This window comes from Marinobacter sp. E2 (genome assembly GCF_055755345.1).
On sequence record NZ_CM146911.1, the window covers coordinates 2,293,014 to 2,312,729 of the forward strand.

Here is a 19,716-nt window from a genome sequence, read left to right on the forward strand (position 1 = left end):
CTAGATGTTCAGAACGTCCAGCCGTCCGAAATCCGGAGCCGCCTCGGGCTCGGCGGTCTGAACCGCCTGGCGCTTGCCGCCAAGCCGCTTGCCCTCCCGGAAATCGTAGAGATCGGTATCAGCCAGATGGGACGGTTCCACATTGCACATGGCCCGGAACATGGTTTCGAGCCGACCCGGGTGCTGCTTGTCCCAGGACTTGAACATGTCCTTTATTACCTGTCGCTGCAGGTTTTCCTGAGAACCGCACAGGTTGCACGGAATGATCGGGAATTCACGCAACGCCGCATACCGGGCAATGTCTTTCTCCCGGCTGTAGGCCAGCGGCCGGATTACCGTGTTGCGACCATCGTCGCTGTGCAGCACCGGCGGCATGGATTTGAGCTTGCCACCGTAGAACATGTTCAGGAACAGGGTTTCCAGGAGGTCATCCCGGTGATGGCCGAGTGCAATCTTGGTGACCCCGTGCTCTTCTGCAAAATTGTAAAGAATTCCGCGACGTAGGCGAGAGCACAAACCGCAGGTAGTCTTCCCTTCCGGCACTTTTTCCTTAACAATGCTGTAGGTGTCTTTCTCGATGATGTGATACTCGATGCCCATCGATGACAGATACTCCGGCAGAACCTCCTCCGGAAACCCCGGTTGCTTCTGGTCGAGGTTGACGGCGATCAGCTCGAAGTCCACCGGCGCGCTCTTCTGCAGATTCAGCAGAATATCGAGCATAGCGTAGGAGTCCTTGCCGCCGCTGAGGCAGCACATGACCTTGTCGCCGGCTTCAATCATCGAGAAATCAGCTATCGCCTGACCGACTTCGCGGCGCAGACGTTTCTGCAGCTTGTTCAACTCCAGTTTCTGGCGGCGGTCGCGCTCAGACGCAGGGTCAGAGTTGAGGGATGGTTCGGAACTGGCGATTATAGCTTCGGACATACCAACGTCGTTCACAGGGAAAATGGAGCGACGATTATACGCGTCACATGGATCAAGGGACAGGTTACCAACATGGATAGGTTAGAAGCGAACGACGGAGCCTCCGGCAAACGGGAAAGGAACCGCATACGCAACCGCAAGGCCATTCTGCATGCAGCCAGGGAATGCTTCCGGGAACAGGGCTACGAGCAGACCACCATCCGGGATATTGTGCGCAGAACCCACCTGGCTGCCGGCACCTTCTACAACTATTTCTCGAGCAAGCAGGATATCTTCGCCGCCCTGCTGACCGATTTCCTGACCCGGCTCAACAGCAACCTGACCCGGCACCGGCGGGCCGCAGCATCAACCGAGGATTTCATTCACTTCGCCTACCTGGCACTCTACCAGGCCACCGCCCGGGATCCTCTGGTCTACGAACTGGCACACCGCAATGAGCGGGCGCTGCGGGAGCTCTTCGGGGCAGATATCGTGGGCCTGACCATGCAATCCCTGGAGGACGATGTGCGGAACGCCATGGATCGGGGCCTGCTTCCTTCCATCGATCAGGAGTACCTGTGTGCTGCGTTCTTCGGCGTGGCCTGGGAAACCAGCCTGGCCCTTGCCCGGCGGGCCCAGGGTGATCCCGGGTCCGCCGACGACGAGGCGGTAAACGCCACTCGATTCTCAACCCGCCTGTTCCTGGGGGGCCTGCCGGAGCTGGCCGGACTTTCCTGAACGGCGAGACTTCCCTACCATGAACCCCATGACCAAGCCCGCCCCTAATCAGATCTCTGCCGGCCCGGGGCCGGCGGCAACCGACCACCATCTGGAACAGCAGATTGCTCACCTGCTGGTGGCGGTTGAACACGAGCTCAGGGCCACGCCCTCGGGCATCAGCGAATTGTCCCTGATCAAGGCGCTGCAACGGCCGCCCTGGGAACTGCTGGGAGAGGTTGTGTTCAACGAGCCAGAGCGGCTTTATCCCGTTCATTTCCTGCTGTTCCACGTACTTTACCGACTCCGGGATCAGCTGGCGGAGGGCGGCGAGTCACTTCACATCTCGCCCCTCAATATCCGCCTTGAGCAACAGTCCGTGGTGGACGGTGGTGGACCTCCGGGCGATATCGACAGTCTCCGGGCGTTCTACCTGGACCTCTCGCAGTACCGGCTGCCCGAGGAAGCAATCCACCAGATGATGGATGACTTCTGGGCCGGCGTTCCCGGCCAATGCCCGGCGCCCTCGGAAACCAGGGCGGCAGCCGAGACCCTGGGCTTCGAATCGGTGCCGGCGGACTTCCCGACGGTTAAACAACGGTTTCGCCGTGCGGTGATGCGCGCGCACCCCGATCGGGGCGGCGACACCGAGACCATCCAGCACCTGAACCAGGCGTTTGCGGTTCTTAAGGCTCACTTTCGTAACAGCGCCTGAGCCACCGCCAGCCATACGAGACCTGAAAAATCATGATGAAAAACAGGAGATCCATGCCAATGAAAGCCTTGTTGAGCCCGCTTGCGGCTGCGGCCATCCTTGTTACCGTCAGCGCGGCCGCGAGGGCCGATCTCGTGGTCCTCCAGTATCACCATGTGAGTGACAGCACGCCGCCGGCGACAACCACGTCGGTGTCGCTGTTTCGCAAACAGCTGGAAATGATCGACGACCTTGGCCTAGAGGTGGTGCCCCTCCTGGAAGGCACCCGCAACACCCGGAACGGCAATCAGCCCGAGGAAAACCGGATCGCCATTACCTTCGACGATGCCTACGACTCTGTTTTCCACCAGGCTGCCCCCATGCTCGCCGAGCGGGATTATCCCTACACCGTTTTCGTCAATACCGATGCCGTTGGCGGTCGGGGCTACATGACCTGGGATCAGATTCGGGAACTGGCCGCCCGGCCAGGGGTCACCATCGCCAACCACAGCGCCGACCACGGACACCTGGCCCGCAAGCCCGGTGAATCCCCCGAGGCCTGGCAGAAGCGGATTACACAGAGCCTGGATGAGGCCCAGGAAGCCCTGGAAAGCCAGCTCGAAGACCCCGCCCCGATGTTTGCCTATCCCTACGGCGAATTCGATGAGGGCCTTGAGCGCGAGATTGAAAAGCGCGGCTGGTACGGTTTCGGCCAACAATCCGGCGCCATTGGCCCGAAAACCGCAACGACCCGCCTGCCACGCTTTCCGATGGCGAACGCCTATGGCCAGCTGGGCAGCCTGGAAACCAAACTCACCAGCAAGGCGTTTCCGATTGACACCGGTAAGCTGCCCGATGGTGTGATTTCGAAGAACCCGCCCACGCTCGAATTCCCGCTGGTGGATGCGATGGATGCGAGCCGCCTGACCTGTTTTGCCTCAGGAAAAGGGCGGATAGATTTTGAGGTGATCAATGACACCGTACGGGTGACGGCACCCGGCGGCTTTGACAGCCGGCGCTTTCGCTACAACTGTACCCACCCCGCCGGCAACGGGCGTTATTACTGGCTTTCCCAGCAATGGCTGGACCTGAGCCAACCGGAAGACTGAGCCCTCAGGGCTCCAGTTCCTCCAAACCGATTTCGCCCACCGGAACATGGGGAATTTTCTTGGGGCCGGAGCCGGTCTCGATCACTGTCTGGCCGGCCAGGTCCTCCGACCTGGTCAGTACCAGCAGCCATCGTTCTCCCCGTCCCGGAAAGGCCGGAATGACGGCTTCCAGATAACCCCGGCGGTGCCAGTTCTCGGGTGTGAATGCCATCACCAGATCGGTAACCAGACGCAGAGGTTGCCGCTGGTCATCCAGAAATACTACCGAAGGCACGAACACGCCGTTCCTGACGTAAGAGCGCAGGCGGAACAGGAACGCGTCTCCACCTGCCCCGGGCTCCGGTAGCTGGATCAACTGGTACCGGCTGTTTCCGGTGAGAAAGTCATGTCTGGGCGAATCCTGATCCAGACTGATGCCGAACTCCCGATCCGGCTGCCATTGCTCATAGCCCGCGTCCAGCGAGTCGCAGCAAGTGTCGGTAAAACGCTGGAGAAAACCCGGGCCACCGGAGTCGATACCGAGAATGGCAAAGGCCTCGGGGTCACCTGCGGGTGGGGACTGCGTAGCTGTTGTTTCCGATGGCCGGTGGTAAACGCTGGCCTCGGTAAGCTGCACCGGCGGCTCGACCCGGCCTTTCTCACCCTCCGGGCGGGTATCCGGCCGGTAGTAGCTGACCCGGACATTGCCCTGGGCATCCCGCCAGGTAAAATAAGGTTGGCGCTCACCCGGGCGAACATAGCCGTCACGGGCCAGCTGCTCGGCATCCGGGTAATTCTCCAGGGTGTATTCGGTTTCCTCTTCAAGCGCCGAAGACAGGGTTCTGTTTGTCCCCGAACCCTGTTCGGCGGCATCCGGCCTGTTGGCAGTTTGCGCCGGTTCTTCGGCCTCTCCGGAGCTGCCATCCACGATGGGCGAGTAACGGACCCTGCCCTGCTCATCCACCCAGGTGAAATAACCTTCCCGTTCCGAGACCGTCGACCCGCCCAGCTGGCAGCCGGCCAGAACAGCAGCCAACAGGATGCATAGCGGTTTCAGTCTCGCGGCTTCGGTCACGACGGTTTGCATCTCCCCGGACAGTAACGGACCTCAGAATTTGGTTCGGAAACTGAGCCCCGCCATGACAACCCTCAACGACGTCTTGATATCCAGCCCGGCGTAGGGGTTGTAGATAATGTTGGTGATATTGTCGCAGTTTACGTTACAGCTGGTGTCGGCAGGAATGGATTCGATGGAATGCAGGTAACTCAGGTTCATGTCGATCTCGGTGTCCTTATCCCACTTGTAACCCATGCCGACGCTGTACAGGTTGGCGCCACCGAAGGGCGCCATGACCTGCCGTTGATCGTCCGGAATGACCGAATCCCGGATCTCGACACCAGCCCGCAGATCCAGTCGGGAGGAGGCGTGGAATTCCATGCCGAAGGCCCAGTTCCACTGGCTCTTGAAGCCCAGGGGCAGCCTGAGGGTATTGGGAGTTGCGTTATCCGGTGACAGGATACGGGCCGCATTGAGGAATTCCAGGTTGCGGTCGAAACGGAACACGAAGGCGTCCCACTGTTTGTAGTCGGTCCAGCCAATGTCCGCATTCAGGGTGAGCTTGGGATGCACATCGACACTGATACCAGTCTGGAAATGCTGCGGGTACACCAGATCCATGCTGACGTTCCCGGCCTCCCTCGGCGCGCCGGACGGCAGACTGAGGATGGCCGAGGTGATGGCACCCAGAACGGAGCCGTTGACGCTCTGCCAGAAGCCGGACCAGTCATCGGTGTACTGGATCTCGAAGGTGCCCTTCATGTTCATTTCGGCTTCGGAGGTGTAGCTCGCCCCCCAGCTGAACCAGTCCGTTGGCTCCCACATCACGCCCAGGGCATAGGTGGGCGACAGGGTCTCCTGCACGTTGATGTTCAGGGCGCCAATGTCGTCCCAGGGGCCAACGTTGCCCCCACACAGCGCCAGCCACGGCTGCAGCGGCTCATCACCGCTTTCGCAGTTAAAGGCATCCTGCAGAATCTCCGCCACGCCCAGCAGCATATTCGGGGCCCGCATGTACTGATCGGCGGCAATACCCATGTGAGACAGGTGAATCCCCGCCCCCACGGACCATTCGTCGTTGATCTCGTACCCGACGGTGGGCGACAGATAGGTGGTCCTCTGCAGGGCGGTAGCCTGCGGCTGATAGCGACCGGGATCGTCCTTATCCCTATAGAAGCCGGCCGCAAGCGGCAGGTAAAAGGCGTTACCAAAGGTGAGCTTGGATCCGGGGGGATTGATGCTGACTCCCGCCGATGGTGCCACGGCCGGACCCGGCGGAGCGCGCAGAATGCCGTAGCCGGGGATGTACAGGGCTACATTGTTGGTGTGGCTGTGGGTATTGGCTACCGGATCCCGCTGCTTTCCGGTCAGCGGATCAATCTCAAGACCGTCGATTCCGAAAATTTCATAGCCTTCCGGAGCGGTGAAATCGGCGTCGATATCGAGGTAGACGCTCATCAGGTTGACTTCAAGCTGACGACCCTCGAGCTTGGTCAGACCGGCAGGGTTGTAATGGATGGCCATCAGCCCTGGCGGATCGGCCGTCACCGCGTTCCCGAGGGCCAGGGCCTTGGGATGGATGGTCAGGTTCTGAGCCAGCTGAGCCTGGGCACCACACGAGATGGTGGTGGCGATCAGGGCCGCGAGAATCTGCCGGTTGTGGCTGTTCTGTGCCATGAAATGCTTCCCTTCCCGTTGATCGCGAACGACACCAATCACTCTTTGAGTCCGGAGAAATTGATGGGCAGGGAGACGCCCAGCGAGAAGTCCGGCGCGTCTTCGGTAAGGCCGATACCCAGGCTGGTATTAATGATGGTCGTGTCACTCACCCGAGTACCCAGAGACATGCTCAGGAAACCGGTCATCTGGTCCTGCGCCACCGCCTGGTCGCCGTTGGAGAAGGTCAGCACGGTTTCATCGCTGTAACTCAGCTGGGCCGAAATACTCAGCGAAATATCGTAGGACAGGGAGTAGGCAAAGCCGGCAGAGCCAGAGAGGCCGAAGCCGGGATCCACTTCTTCCAGAAGGCGAGCTCCGCGTACCTGCTGGAGATCCTCCGCCGGGAGGTTATAGGTAGCGCTGACCGAACCGAACACCACCACCGGATCCAGCACTTTCGACAGGCTTGCGCCGCCGCCGATGGAGTAGTAACCGCTGCCGGTGGACAGCTGCTCCTGAATGTCAATTTCGTAGGGGCTGACACCGGTCTTGGTCGTCAGGGTGCCAAACAGCGTTGTCGACATCTTGCCGGGGACATAGGCGAAGGGTTGCCAGCGCCCGGTGAAGGAAATGTCGCCGAAATCGTAAACCGTCAACTCATCCTGGGTATCGTACTTCACCACCAGCGGAATCCGGGTGCCCACGGTCAGGTTATCCAGCAGACCGTAATCGTAGGAGAACGCGTTGGTGAAGTTGTGGGTCGCCGACGGGACCACATCCAGATTGCGCACCGAACCATTGGTAATGGCCAGATCAAGACGCTGGTCTGCGGTGTAGGAGTAATCGAACGAGTAGTTCAGCGAATGGGAGCCTTTCTTCTGCAGCGAGTAATTCTTCTCGGCTGCCTGGAACACTTCCTCAAGCTGCTGGGACGCATCTTCGTCGCCCTCTTGCTTGGCCAGTGCCTCGCGGGCCTGGTCTACACTGCCTTCCTGCGCCAGGGTCATACCCGGAAGCAGACCTGCCGTGGAAACAAGGATAAAACCTCGCACAAACCAACGATTCATCCTGACTCCCTTATTTTATTTGTCTCAGTCCTGACCCGGGGTAGCCCCGGAAGATTAGTTCCGGCGGTAGTGCAGTTGTTTTCGGGTGTTCTCGACACTGCCGTCGGGGTTGTTCTTCTGCCGTTCCAGCAGATTCTGGATGCGCCTTTCGGTGGCCTCGTGAAATGCCGGTATCCGCTCCAGCGCCAGGAGGGTCATTGTCTGGTCATCCACAAAGCGAAGGTCCTCTTCCTTGAGCTCGAGGTTATCAAGCGGTTTGTCACTGCCCGGGAAAACGATGAACAGAACGTTGTCGTCCCACTTCTCTTCAAACTGCGCCAGCGTGAAGGAAATGTTTCCGACCGAGGGATCAGCCACATAGGCCCGACCGTCGCGAATGGTGCGAAGCACCACGAAATGCTTGAACCCGGCGTGGTGAATGGGAACGATGGCCGGATGGTCCAGGTCCTTGAGATCATCGATGGTGGCGCGGAATCCACCAGACGGATAGCCGAGGGCCGTCACCAACCGTTTCATGTCGAGCATCGAAAAGGCCCGACGCTCGACAATGCGCTCGCTCTCGCCGTAATGCAGCAAGCCTTCCATAACCTGACGTTCCGACAGGGTTCGCCCCAGGTAGAAATTCAGCACCGTCGTCAGCGCGGCACTGCCACAGCTGTAGTCGTAGGCCTGGCGAACGATGTTCCGATACTTCTGTTCCACCAGAGGCTCTACCCGCGCATCCAGTCTCAGTTCTACCGGACTGGCGTCGACATCCTGCTCGATAACAATGGTGTTCTTCTCGAACGGCTCCACAACGGTGGCTTCCTGCACCATGGTGAATGTGAGAAGGGATCCAGCGAGCACCAGCAGCATGTCAGTCGAACGTCCTGTTTTTATTGGCCCCGACCAGCGCCGGGTTACACGTTGTTACGGTAAGATACCGAAATCACCAGCGCCTGAAAGATAACTGTGCCTCAAATCTGTGGCAGCAACCGCCGGGATGCACACCGCTTTTGAGAACTGGTTCAAGACACCGTTCGGGCAATTGGCAACAGTTGACGATAGGACCCAAAGCCGGTATCAACACTTATCCAGACCCTTCACTTCCTGATGTAGATCCTGATGACAACAACACTGAATCCGGGACAGATCACCTTTATTGCCGCCAAGAACCAGAGCCCGGTACCGCCTCCGGCCCTGTTGCCCAGAGAGAAGTTCAACGACCTGCTCCACGGCCTGGAACCGGTCAGCCTGCTTCTGGTGCATGCACCGGCCGGCTACGGCAAGACCACCACTATTGCCGAACGATTGGCGACGCTTGAGGCCCGCTCGGCGTGGTTCCGGCTGGAATCTGGCGACAACGACCCGGGTCGGTTTGCGGGCTACCTGGCCAAAGCTCTGAACGAGGCCACGGGCGGCGCCTGTGAAGGCGTGCTGGCCAGCCTGCAGACCCGTGGCTACGCAAACCTCGAATCGTTTCTCACGGACCTGCTGGCAGCGCTGCCCCAGGACGACCAGCCACTGTATCTGGTGCTGGATGATTACCACCTGATCAGCAATCCAGACATCCATGACTCACTGCGTTTCCTGCTCCGACACCTTCCGGGCTACCTCACCCTGGTTCTGGTCAGCCGCACCGTTCCGCCGGTCGGGGTGGCTCAATTGAGGATGCAGGGCAGGCTCACGGAGATCACCAGCCGCCATCTCGGATTCACCCCGGACGAGGCCCAGCACTATCTGCAGGCCAGACTGCCGTTCGAGGTCTCGAGGGAGGGCATAGAACGTGCGGTGCGCAGGGTCGAGGGATGGATCTCCGCTCTCCAGTTGTTGTCGGCCTCTTCCGCCACCAGCATCGAGTTCAGTGAGTTCGTGGATCAGCTGGAACAGGGCAATCAGAACATTTTTGATTATTTCGACGAACTGCTCGGCAGTGATCTGACCGATCAGCAGCGGCGGTTCCTGATGCGAACCAGTATTCTGGACCGGTTCAACGCCGGCATGGTGATGCGGGTTATGGACGACACCGACGGTCAGGCGCTACTGAGCAGCCTGCTCTCCATGGGTCTGTTCATTACTCCGGTGGACAACTCCGCCCTCTGGTTCCGGTACCACCCTCTCTTTTCAGTGTATCTGCGCCATCTGCTTACCTGTACCACCCGCGAGAACCAGCGCGACCTTCACCAACGGGCAACCGATGCCTGGCTGGAGCTCAACCACGCGGAAGAAGCAGCCAAGCACGCCATTGCGGCAGAAGATCCGGAGCGCATCACCCGGGTACTGACTCTTCACGGTCGCAAGTTCTTCACCGAGGGCCAGTTCAGCCTGCTGCAACGCTGCCTGGACACCCTGCCCCAGGAGATTATTGCCGATGATCCCACGCTGACCCTGCTGCGAGCCTGGGTGGCCCAGGGCCAGTACAAGTTCGATGAAGTGGAGAACTGGCTGTCGGCAGCGGAGGCCCGGCTGCAGGCCTCCATGAGCCAGGACACCCAGCGGGCTGTGCACGGTGAATTCAGCGCGATCCGGGCGCAGGTGGCCATGAACTACGGCGACGGCGACCGGGCCCTCGTTCTCGCCCGCGAAGCAATAGAGCAGGAGGCCCGCTTCCTGCCAACCTCGCGGGTGGCCGCCGCCTCGGTGATTGGCGAGGCGCTGTTTGTGAAGGGCGAACTGGAAGAGGCGCTGGCCAGGATGCAGGACACCGAGCACCTGGCCCGCGCACACCAGGCGCACCAGAACGTGCTCTGGGCCCTGTGCCAGCAGAGCGAGATCAGCGTGGCCATGGGGCTGCTGCAGAAGGCCTACAATATCCAGGAACGCGCTTTCCAGTACGCCGAGGAAAACCACCTGAACCATTTGCCGATCCTGGAATTCCTGTTCCGGATCCGCAGCCAGATCATGTGGGAGTGGCACCACCTGGAGAGCGCTGAGCGCTGCGCCCTTCAGGGCATCGAAATTCTCGAGGCCCAGGGCGAACGCTGGTACGTGCAGAGCTACACCTCCCTCGCCAAGGTGGCCCAGGCCCGTGGCAGGCAGAGTCTGTGCGCCGATTACATTGCCAAGATGCAGAAGATGCTGGCCTCCAGTGACTATCACCTGGACTGGGTCGCCAATGCCCACGCCACCATGCTTTCCTACTGGGACGCCGTGCGCGATCACGACGCCATCCAGCGCTGGCTGACCATCGCCCCGCCCTGCGATCCGGTGTCGGCAACCAACCATTTCAACCAGTGCAATGGCCGCAACCAGGCCCGGGCACTGATCAGTCTTGGCCAGTACGAGCTTGCCCGGCCCCTGCTGGAGGCGCTGACATCGGTGGCCGGCGAGTTCGGACTGAAAACCGACCTGAACCGCAACCACATTGCCCTGGCTTATCTGTATTGGCAGCTCGATGATCGCGACACGGCCTTGAGCCACATGAAAACCGCACTGGAGCTGGCCAGCACCACAGGTGCGGTGGGCAGTTTTCTGCGCCTCGGCAAGGAGCTGATTGTTCTGCTCAAGGCGCTGATCAACGAACAGGCTATTGAAGGAATGGAGCTCCAACGGGCCGAACGCCTGATCCAGCTGGCGCAGCAGCAACGGGATTTCAGCCGGGCGATCCGGATTTCTCTGGACGAGGCCATCATTCAGGACATCATTGACCGCCCGGATGTGCCCGAGCTGATCCGGACCTCGCCGCTTACCCGCCGGGAATGGCAAATTCTCAGCCTGATTCACGCCGGCCTCTCCAACGACCAAATTGCCGAACACCTGAAGGTGGCCTCGACTACGGTCAAGACCCACATCCGCAGCCTGTATCAGAAGCAGAACATCAGTCATCGCTCGGAGGCGATCGAACTGGCCAAGGACCTGCTGAGCAAGATTCAGGGGGATTAGTGTCCCGTCACCGGGCGGTTGCAGGGCCTCCCCGGGGTAGCAGTTGGAGCTGCCGATCATGCAGCCGACCCAGCAGCATCAGAGCAAGAATGGCACCGGACAACGCCCAGGCCATGTCGGACTGGGTGTCCCAGACATAACCCTGAGTGCCAAGGAACGACTCTGCAGCCTCTTCGCTCAGCAGTGCCACCCACCATTCGATGAGTTCGTAGAAAGCACTCAGGGCCAGGCAGAAACACACGATAAAGAAAGACGGCCAGCCCCGGCGCGCAAACACCCCGAAACGGATCACCAGTTCGCGGGCGATCAAGGCCGGAACGAAGCCCTGGGCAAAGTGCCCGAGCTTGTCGTAATTGTTGCGCTGCCAGCCGAACCAGTCCCGGAACCAGTCAAAGGCCGGCACCTCGGCATAGGTGTAGTGACCGCCGACCATCAGAATAACCGCATGCACAAGGATCAGCTGATACACCAGCGGGGTCAGCGGGTAGCGAAAATAACACCAGATCACCAGGCCAAAACCGATGACCGCGGGCAACACTTCCAACACCCAGGTCATCCTATCCCTCGGATCTATGGCAGACCACAAAAACACCGCGAGAAAGGCGATAACCCATGCCAGGGGGGCCAGTCTGTCAGTCATTCACGCTCCTTCCGTTACTGTCTGTTCCCTTGCGCCAGCCCTGAGGAAGCGACCGAACCCCCTGTCGCGGCCAAGATCCGGTTCAACCTCACCCTCGGTGACCGCCTTGCGCCCGTTGATCAACACATGCTTCACACAACCGGGCACCCGATTGACCATGCGCTCAAGACCGAAATTCTGCATTTCCGCCCATTCCACTCGCTCCAGATCCTGGTCCAGCCCGCGGGGGTCCAGCACGGCGACATCGGCCCGGTCACCCACCCTCAGATGGCCCGCGTCGATACCCAGCCAGTCGGCCTGTTCACCGGTGAGGCGGTGAACCGCTCGCTCCAGTGACATGATCGGAGCACCTTCCTCGTGGCTGTCGCGCACCAGCTTGAGAAACCGCAGAGGCAGGTTGTAGAAAGCCATGTTGCGGATGTGGGCACCGGCGTCGGAGAAGGTGATCAACGCGCCGGGATGCGTCACCATCTTCCGGAGGCGGTCCTGCCGGTGATTGCCCACGGTGGTGAACCAGCGTAATGCTCGGCCATGGGCCACGACCATGTCCAGGAAGAAGTCCACCACGTGAACACCCCGTTCCGCCGCAAGATCCGCAAAGTTGCGACCAACGACGGACGGATCCGGGCAATCAAGGATCACCGCATCGCCAAAATCCCGCTGCCAGACCCGGGGCGAGAGCTTCTCCTTGTAGAACTTGCGAAACTTGCGCCGGTACTGCTCGTCTTTGAGCAGTTCGTTGCGCTCCAGCTGGTCGCGGATATCCAGCGCCATCTCGCCGGCACCGAACTCCTCGAACAGGACAATGTCCATGCCATCGGCGTAGACGGTAAAGGGTGTCGGCAACAACTGCCAGCGGAAGTTTCCGCCCAGGGTATTGGCCAGCCAGCCCACCAGGCTGGCCATAGGCCGCACGGTGGGGTTGCCCTTGAGGTCGATCATGGCAATCAGGGTGGTCTTCAGGGGGCGGCGCAGCCAGCCCAGGGTTTCCCTCAGGTACTGGGTTACCTGGAGAGGGTTGGCGGCGTTGGGTGCACCCTGATGCACCCGGCCGTAGCGCCGCAGGATGCGGTTCAGGCGGCTCACCTCCCGCCAGCGGGCATAGGTGCTCGGCAGGCTCTTGGACCATTCCCGATCGCCGTCCACCTTGTCCCACTTCAGGCACATGGTCGACAGGCCGAGAAAGCCTTCCTGCAGGGCCTCCTCCAGCAAACCCTCCATTCGTGCCTGCTCCGCTCCGGTAGGGGTGACCGCCCGGTCGGTTGCACGGTGCAGCCCCATCACAGCCGTGCGCAAGTCGCTGTGCCCCAGGAAACTGATGACGTTGGGGCCCAGGGGATGGCGATCCACAAACTCGACCCACTCCCGGGGCGAGCGCCAGGATTTGTACTCTTGGAGTATGGGCAGGACCTTTTCCCGGGGTACGGTCTCTACCCGGGTGAAAATGTCCGAGGCATCCTCGGCCTCGGAGCAGACCATGCTGAGCGAACAGCTGCCAATGAGCACCGTCGTTACGCCGTGTCGCACAGACTCCGAGAGCGAAGGCGACACCAGCAACTCGGCATCGTAATGAGTGTGGGTGTCCAGAAAACCCGGTGTGACCCAGCAACCTCGGGCATCAATCACCTCGCGCGCCAGGGCGTGATCGGGTTCCTCGTCAAACAGGCGGGTAACTTTCCCATCTTTGATACCCACATGGGTCATTCGGGAGGGTTGGCCGGTTCCATCGAAGTAGCGGCCGCCAACAATAAGGGTATCGAGCAGGTCCACGGTGTCGGGCTTCCTTGTTATTGGTCTGATGCTGTTGTTGTTCTGAAGCCTCAGTCTAGCCAGACCAGGACAACATTTCCTGCCGTTCCCGTTGGCGAAAACGCTCAGGACTGCGGTTTAACGAATTCACATCTGACTGTGGCCGTCGATGCGGAGCGCAGCGGATATCTGTATCAGATCAGCTCGCAGTTGCCACCGTCCCTGCCAGTTTTGAACGGCCTCAGTCGTCCGCGCAATCCACACAGACAGTGGTATAGGGCAGCACCTGCAGACGGCGCGGATCAATCGGCTCACCGCAAGACTCACACTCGTCGCCCACGCCGTTTTCAATGCGCTCCAGGGCCCGCTCGATCTGGGCGAGCTCGGCCCGGGTCTCGGTTTCCAGGGAATCCACCACTTCATCGTTCTGCGTCTGGGTGGCCTGCTCCTCGAAGTCCTTGTCCAGGGCGCCGTCGGTGCGATGCTGGTGCGCCTCATAGCGGGACAGCCGGGCGGTAAGGTCTGCCCGCAGCGTTTCCAGTTCCGATTTCCGGTTCGTCATAGTGCCTCTCCTGCCCGTGCGGGGATCACATGTGCCTACAGTAAAGCATAAGCTGAACCTTGAATTGATGCCTGTCAAAAACGGGACACCGGTGTGAACCTCGCCCGAATAACGCCGTTATGGCACTATTGCGCCAGCGCTATTTCCATTCCCGGCGGAGAATCACCTGATGTTGTACACCACATTCGCGGCCATTGCGGCTGCCATGATCCTGTTTGCCTGGCTGGGGCTTCGGGCCCGGTTCGCTGACGGCGGCCTCGATGACTATGTCACCGCCCGGAACAGCCAGGGCGCCAGGGCACTGGGGCTGTCGTTTCTGGCCTCGGGAATGGGCGGCTGGATCCTGTTTGCGCCGCCCGAGGTAGGCGCCCTGGTAGGCCCGGTGGCGCTGGCCGGCTATGCCCTCGGGGCGGCACTGCCGTTCATCGTTTTCGCGTTCTGCGGTCCCGCCATCCGGCGCTTCCTGCCGCAGGGCCGAAGTATCGGAGAGTTTGCAGATGCCTGTTACGGGCGAGGCGTTCGCCACTACGTTTCCCTGATTTCCGTGCTCTACATGCTCTGTTTCCTGACCGCGGAACTCACCGCCATCGGTGCCATTACATCACTGCTGTCCGGCGTGGATGGTCGCATTGTGGTGATTGGCGTGGCGGTTACCACCCTGCTCTACACGGCGATCGGGGGGCTTCGGGCCAGCATCGTGACCGATCAGTGGCAGGCCGTGCTGTTGATTGGCCTGCTGGCTATCGTCAGTTTTGTGGCTCTGGGCAAACTGCCGGAGACTGCACCGGCGGCGCTTCCGGACATCCCGACCTCGTCTGCCCTGAGCGTGGCCCTCACCCTGATCATCGCGGTAACCGCTGCCAACCTGTTCCACCAGGGCTACTGGCAGCGGCTGTGGTCGGCCCGGGATACTGATGCACTCAGCCGGGGTGCATTGCTCGGCGGTGTGGTAACCATTGGCGTGGTGGCGGTGGTCGGTGGCCTCGGCATTATGGCCGCGATGAGCGGCGCCGATCTTGGCAGCCCGCCCATTCCCTTTTTTGCACTGCTGTCCGATGCGCCGGCCTGGCTGGCACTGCCGTCCCTGATCCTGGCGATCACATTGGTGGCCTCATCCGTGGACACCCTTCAGAATGCCCTCGCCTCCCTGGCGGTAACGGAGAAACGGGGGCTGTCCATCGTCAGCGCTCGCTGGTTTATCGTGCTGTTGATGATTCCGGTGGTTCTGGTGGCCTTGCAGGGCATTTCGGTGCTTCGCCTGTTCCTGATTGCCGACCTGCTGTGTGCCACCGCCATCCTGCCGGTGCTGATGGGCCTGTGGGGCCGGATGACCACCCGAGCCGCGATCCTGGGCTGCCTGGCAGGCGTGATTGGCGCCATTCTGCCCGGCTGGCTGGCCGGCGGCAGCCTCATAGCCGGCCTGGAAGCCGCCAGCTTCCCGGGCGGCATCCCGACGCTGATGCCTTTCGTCGGTGCTCTGGCGGGCTCCGGTCTGGTGAGCCTCCTCTGGGCCGGTGTGTCTTCGAAAACAAGGAAAGCAGCGTAACCACGCTCGGTATCGCCTGCCAGGGCCCACTCACACTGCCCTGACAATCAAAACGGTGACGCCCCCGCCCGGGGGCGTCTCCCGGTCTCACCCCTACTACGCCCCCCTCCTCCCCCCGACTACGCCAACAAAAAGTAGCGCAGGAGGATGAATGGCAGCGCCGCCGGCCGCAGTATGACTCAAGTCTAGTTGGGTAGTTCTTCTCCCACTCTCAACAATAAGAATGTTTACCGCCGGTTTAACAAGCGAGGCTACATGATCAAGAACCCGGACTGGTGGCGTGGCGCCGTCATCTACCAAGTTTATCCACGCAGTTTTTACGACTCCAACGGCGACGGCATTGGCGACCTGCCGGGCGTCACCGCGAAGCTCGACTACATTGCCAGCCTGAACGTAGACGCCATCTGGCTGTCGCCGTTCTTCACCTCGCCGATGAAGGACTTCGGCTACGATGTCTCCGATTACCGCAACGTGGACCCGATTTTCGGCACCCTTGAGGACTTCGACGAACTGATCGCGGAGGCCCACAAGCGCGACTTGAAGATCATGATCGACCAGGTATTGAGCCATTCCTCAGACCAGCACCCCTGGTTTGTTGAAAGTCGCGCCAGCCGGGACAACCCGAAAGCCGATTGGTACGTGTGGGCCGATCCGAAAGCCGACGGCACGCCTCCCAACAATTGGCTGTCGGTGTTCGGCGGTTCCGCCTGGGCCTGGGACAGCCGTCGCAGGCAGTATTATCTGCACAACTTCCTGACCAGCCAGCCGGACCTGAATTTCCACAACCCGGCGGTGCAGGCACAGGTACTGTCGGATGTGAAGTTCTGGCTGGATCGCGGCGTGGACGGCTTTCGCCTGGACGCCATCAACTTCTGCTTCCACGACACCAGGCTTCGGGACAATCCGGCCAGCAAGGCCGTGGCTGAAGGCTCCATAGGCGTGCGCAAGGAAAATCCTTACGCCTACCAGTTCCACAAATTCGACAAGACCCGGCCTGAGAACATCGAGTTCCTGAAACGCCTGCGGGCACTGCTCGATCAGTACCCCGGCACTACTACCGTGGGTGAAATCGGCGACGATAATTCGCTACAGACCATGGCGGACTACACCAGCGGCGGCGACAAGCTGCACATGGCCTATTCCTTCGACCTGCTTACCGAGCAGCACGGTGCCGACTTCTTCCACAAGACCGTCAACACCATCGAAGGTAAGCTCACCGACGGCTGGCCCTGCTGGGCCATCGGCAACCACGACGTTGCCCGGGTTGCTACCCGCTGGAACGCGCAATCCGAGCAGCAGCTAAAGGCCTACATGGCCATGCTGCTCACCCTGCGTGGCAGCGTCTGCATTTATCAGGGCGAGGAACTGGGGCTTACCGAAGCCGAACTGCGCTACGAAGACCTTGTGGACCCTTACGGCATCAACTTCTGGCCCGAATACAAGGGCCGCGATGGCTGCCGCACTCCCATGGTCTGGCATCACCAGGAGTCCCACGCCGGCTTCTCCGATGCGCGGCCATGGCTGCCGGTTTATGATGATCATTACAACGCCGCGGTGGCGATCCAGCATGCCGAAGACAATTCGGTACTGGCGGCCTACCGGGCATTCCTGGGATGGCGCAAACGCCAGCCGGTGCTGCTCACGGGCGACATCGAGTTCAGAAAGAGCCCCAGGAACACACTGGTCTATACCCGAAGCCTGGATGGCAAAACCCTGATGGTCGCCCTGAACCTCAGTGACACCCCGACCACCATTGCCATGGCCCATGCCGGCATCTCCGAACCGGACACCCCGGATTTTGTGGGTGGCCAATGGCACGGCAAAGAACTGACCCTTGGACCCTGGGGCGTGGATATCGCCCGGATCTGAGACCTCACTGAACCAACAAGAAGACGAGACTTATGGCCAGCGTCACTTTACGCAACATCTGCAAAAGCTACGACGAAGCCCAGGTAACCCGAAACGTGAACCTGGACATCCAGGACGGCGAATTTGTGGTGTTTGTCGGGCCTTCGGGCTGCGGTAAATCCACACTGCTGCGCATGATCGCGGGGCTGGAAGACATTACCTCAGGCGACATGTACATCGGCAACGATCGGGTCAATGACCTGCCCCCGAAAGAGCGGGAAGTGGGCATGGTGTTCCAGTCCTATGCCCTGTATCCGCATATGGACGTGGCCGAGAACATGGCCTTCGGCCTGAAACTGGCAAAAACCAACAAGGCCGAGATCAACCGTCGGGTCCAGGACGCCGCCAACCTGCTGCAGCTGGACAAGCTGCTTGAGCGCAAGCCAAAAGATCTGTCCGGCGGCCAGCGTCAGCGGGTGGCCATTGGCCGGACCATCGTCCGCGAGCCCGAGGTGTTCCTGTTTGATGAACCCCTGTCCAACCTGGACGCCTCCCTGCGTGTGCAGATGCGCATCGAGATCTCGCGTCTGCACAAACGGCTGGGAGCCACCATGATTTACGTGACCCACGACCAGGTGGAAGCCATGACCATGGCCGACAAGATTGTCGCTCTGGACAACGGCGCCATCGCCCAGGTGGGCAAGCCCATGGAACTCTACCACTACCCGGCAACCCGGTTCGTGGCAGGCTTCATTGGCTCCCCGAAGATGAACTTCATCGACTGTACTGTGGCTGCTGCCAGTGCCCAGGCGGTCACCGTGGTACTTCCCGGCAACCACAAACTGGAGCTACCGGTAAACGGCAACGGGCTTACAGAAGGTGAAACCGTCACCCTTGGCATCCGCCCCGAGCACCTCACCGAGGGCCAGGAGGCGGACATGTACCTGGAAGGCGAAGTGCACGTGGTTGAACGCCTGGGTTACCAGACCCTGGTGCACCTGGATGTGAACAACGTAGAGGGCGTGCTTACCATGCGCACCGATGGCAGCAATCCGGTTCAGGAAGGCACCCGCGTGACCCTGGGTATGAACGCCAACAAATGCCACCTGTTCCGGCAGGACGGTACCGCCTGCCCCCGCCTCTACCGCGAACCCTGCATCGACTTCTGACCCACCCCCGAGGGGCCGCTGGCCCCTCATTTTTTCGATCTGTCGTCGCCCCTTGAGGGCTTACTCCTTTGGCCGGTTCTGTCACGTACCGGCCTTTTTTTATGGGCACAAAAAAAGCCCGGTCAGCAGGGGGGAAAGTAACCTGACCGGGTCGCGAAAGTTAACGCTGGAAGACGCGATACTCGCGTAAGGGCCGCACGGGATCTTCCGTGCCGGCCCGGGAGAGACTTCAGGGAAGTCGGGGGAACAACAACGGCATCATCCCTTGACGCCACCGGCGGTCAAGCCGCCGACAATCCATTTCTGGCAATAGAGGAAGATCACGGTAATGGGCAGGCCCGAGAGCACCGCCGCGGCCGCGAAGTCGCCCCACAGATAGTTCTGCTCATAGAGGTACTGCTGGGCACCCACCGCGAGAGTCAGCTTTTCCGTGTCAACCAGCAGTATCGACGCCATCGGGTACTCCATGATGGTCATGATGAACGCCAGGATGAACACCACCACCAGGATCGGTACTGACAGCGGCAGCAGAATGTACCGGAATGCCTGCCAGGTCGTGGCGCCATCCACAATGGCCGCCTCTTCCAGGGAGCGGTCGATGGAGTCGAAATAGCCCTTGATGGTCCAGATGTGCAGGGCCATGCCCCCCAGCGAAGCCACAATCACCGCCCCATGGGTATTCAGGCCCAGCCAGCTCACGTGGTTGCCGATCTGGTCGAACAGCGCATAGAGGGCCACCAGCGACAGCACCGGTGGGAACATCTGGAAAATCAGCATGGATTTGAGCACAAAGCCCTTGCCGGCAAACCGCATACGCGCAAAGGCGTAGGCGCTGGTGGTGGACAGCGCGAGAATCAATACGGCGGATATGACGGCTATCTTGATGGAATTCCACAGCCACAGCAGCACCGGAAACGGCGGCTGGGTAGTGACACCGTCTTCCCCGGTGTAAGGAATACCCAGCGCCAGGTACCAATGCTCCAGCGAGGGGTTTTCCGGCAGCAAGCTGCCGGAGGCGAAGTTACCACTGCGGAACGAGATGGAAATCACCATCAGCAGCGGAAACAGGATGATCGCGATGAACGCCAGCATCCCGAGGTGGGACGCCAGCACGCGGTATTTGGTGGAGCGGGGTTCAACCATGGCCATAAAA

At 60.6% G+C, this 19,716-nt stretch carries 16 protein-coding genes; 7 read left to right on the forward strand and 9 right to left on the reverse strand.

Annotated elements, in window-relative coordinates:
- On the reverse strand, positions 1–927 hold the full coding sequence (gene ttcA / locus AC0J1C_RS10475; RefSeq protein ID WP_375192447.1) for a tRNA 2-thiocytidine(32) synthetase TtcA: 927 nt from the start codon (positions 925–927) through the stop codon (positions 1–3).
- A 72-nt stretch (positions 928–999) separates the two neighbouring features.
- Here ttcA and AC0J1C_RS10480 point away from each other — a divergent pair, with 72 nt between their 5' ends.
- From AC0J1C_RS10480 to AC0J1C_RS10490, 3 genes are read left to right on the forward strand one after another with little or no spacing between them, the layout of a single operon-like run.
- On the forward strand, positions 1,000–1,644 hold the full coding sequence (locus AC0J1C_RS10480; RefSeq protein WP_473043786.1) for a TetR/AcrR family transcriptional regulator: 645 nt from the start codon (positions 1,000–1,002) through the stop codon (positions 1,642–1,644).
- 19 nt (positions 1,645–1,663) lie between these two features.
- A complete protein-coding gene (locus AC0J1C_RS10485) occupies positions 1,664–2,338 on the forward strand; it encodes a DNA-J related domain-containing protein (protein WP_473043787.1) in 675 nt (224 codons plus the stop codon).
- Positions 2,339–2,391: 53 nt separating this feature from the next.
- On the forward strand, positions 2,392–3,426 hold the full coding sequence (locus tag AC0J1C_RS10490) for a polysaccharide deacetylase family protein (protein WP_473043788.1): 1,035 nt from the start codon (positions 2,392–2,394) through the stop codon (positions 3,424–3,426).
- Between the two features lie 4 nt (positions 3,427–3,430).
- On the opposite strand, the gene AC0J1C_RS10495 is transcribed toward AC0J1C_RS10490, so the two are convergent.
- From AC0J1C_RS10495 to AC0J1C_RS10510, 4 genes are read right to left on the reverse strand one after another with little or no spacing between them, the layout of a single operon-like run.
- Complete coding sequence (locus tag AC0J1C_RS10495) at positions 3,431–4,480, reverse strand: MalM family protein (protein ID WP_473043789.1); 1,050 nt, start codon at positions 4,478–4,480, stop codon at positions 3,431–3,433.
- Positions 4,481–4,513: 33 nt separating this feature from the next.
- Positions 4,514–6,139, reverse strand: coding sequence for an OmpP1/FadL family transporter (locus AC0J1C_RS10500; RefSeq protein WP_091986034.1), 1,626 nt, complete (start codon positions 6,137–6,139; stop codon positions 4,514–4,516).
- Positions 6,140–6,177: 38 nt separating this feature from the next.
- Complete coding sequence (locus tag AC0J1C_RS10505; RefSeq protein WP_091986037.1) at positions 6,178–7,188, reverse strand: flagellar protein FilC; 1,011 nt, start codon at positions 7,186–7,188, stop codon at positions 6,178–6,180.
- 54 nt (positions 7,189–7,242) lie between these two features.
- Entirely contained in the window at positions 7,243–8,043 is an 801-nt protein-coding gene (locus AC0J1C_RS10510; protein ID WP_091986039.1) for a C39 family peptidase, read from the reverse strand.
- Positions 8,044–8,292: 249 nt separating this feature from the next.
- On the opposite strand from AC0J1C_RS10510, the gene malT reads away from it, so the two are divergent.
- Positions 8,293–11,049, forward strand: a complete 2,757-nt coding sequence (gene malT / locus AC0J1C_RS10515; RefSeq protein ID WP_473043791.1) for an HTH-type transcriptional regulator MalT — start codon at positions 8,293–8,295, stop codon at positions 11,047–11,049.
- Between the two features lie 7 nt (positions 11,050–11,056).
- On the opposite strand, the gene AC0J1C_RS10520 is transcribed toward malT, so the two are convergent.
- The 3 genes from AC0J1C_RS10520 to AC0J1C_RS10530 all read right to left on the reverse strand — a co-directional run bounded on the left by AC0J1C_RS10520 (position 11,057) and on the right by AC0J1C_RS10530 (position 14,000).
- Entirely contained in the window at positions 11,057–11,689 is a 633-nt protein-coding gene (locus tag AC0J1C_RS10520; RefSeq protein WP_375192440.1) for a DUF2238 domain-containing protein, read from the reverse strand.
- On the reverse strand, positions 11,690–13,459 hold the full coding sequence (locus tag AC0J1C_RS10525) for an N-acyl-D-amino-acid deacylase family protein (protein ID WP_473043792.1): 1,770 nt from the start codon (positions 13,457–13,459) through the stop codon (positions 11,690–11,692).
- Positions 13,460–13,679: 220 nt separating this feature from the next.
- Positions 13,680–14,000 carry a TraR/DksA family transcriptional regulator gene (locus AC0J1C_RS10530; protein ID WP_375192438.1) on the reverse strand — a complete coding sequence of 107 codons (321 nt, stop codon included), beginning with the start codon at positions 13,998–14,000 and terminating at the stop codon, positions 13,680–13,682.
- 169 nt (positions 14,001–14,169) lie between these two features.
- Between AC0J1C_RS10530 and AC0J1C_RS10535 the strand changes: the two genes are divergently transcribed.
- The 3 genes from AC0J1C_RS10535 to malK all read left to right on the forward strand — a co-directional run bounded on the left by AC0J1C_RS10535 (position 14,170) and on the right by malK (position 18,563).
- Positions 14,170–15,546, forward strand: a complete 1,377-nt coding sequence (locus AC0J1C_RS10535) for a sodium:solute symporter family transporter (RefSeq protein ID WP_473043793.1) — start codon at positions 14,170–14,172, stop codon at positions 15,544–15,546.
- A gap of 255 nt (positions 15,547–15,801) precedes the next feature.
- Positions 15,802–17,415, forward strand: coding sequence for an alpha-glucosidase (locus tag AC0J1C_RS10540; protein ID WP_473043794.1), 1,614 nt, complete (start codon positions 15,802–15,804; stop codon positions 17,413–17,415).
- Positions 17,416–17,447: 32 nt separating this feature from the next.
- On the forward strand, positions 17,448–18,563 hold the full coding sequence (gene malK / locus AC0J1C_RS10545; RefSeq protein ID WP_375192435.1) for a maltose/maltodextrin ABC transporter ATP-binding protein MalK: 1,116 nt from the start codon (positions 17,448–17,450) through the stop codon (positions 18,561–18,563).
- Between the two features lie 258 nt (positions 18,564–18,821).
- On the opposite strand, the gene malG is transcribed toward malK, so the two are convergent.
- On the reverse strand, positions 18,822–19,712 hold the full coding sequence (gene malG / locus AC0J1C_RS10550) for a maltose ABC transporter permease MalG (RefSeq protein ID WP_375192434.1): 891 nt from the start codon (positions 19,710–19,712) through the stop codon (positions 18,822–18,824).
- Positions 19,713–19,716 lie beyond the last annotated feature (4 nt).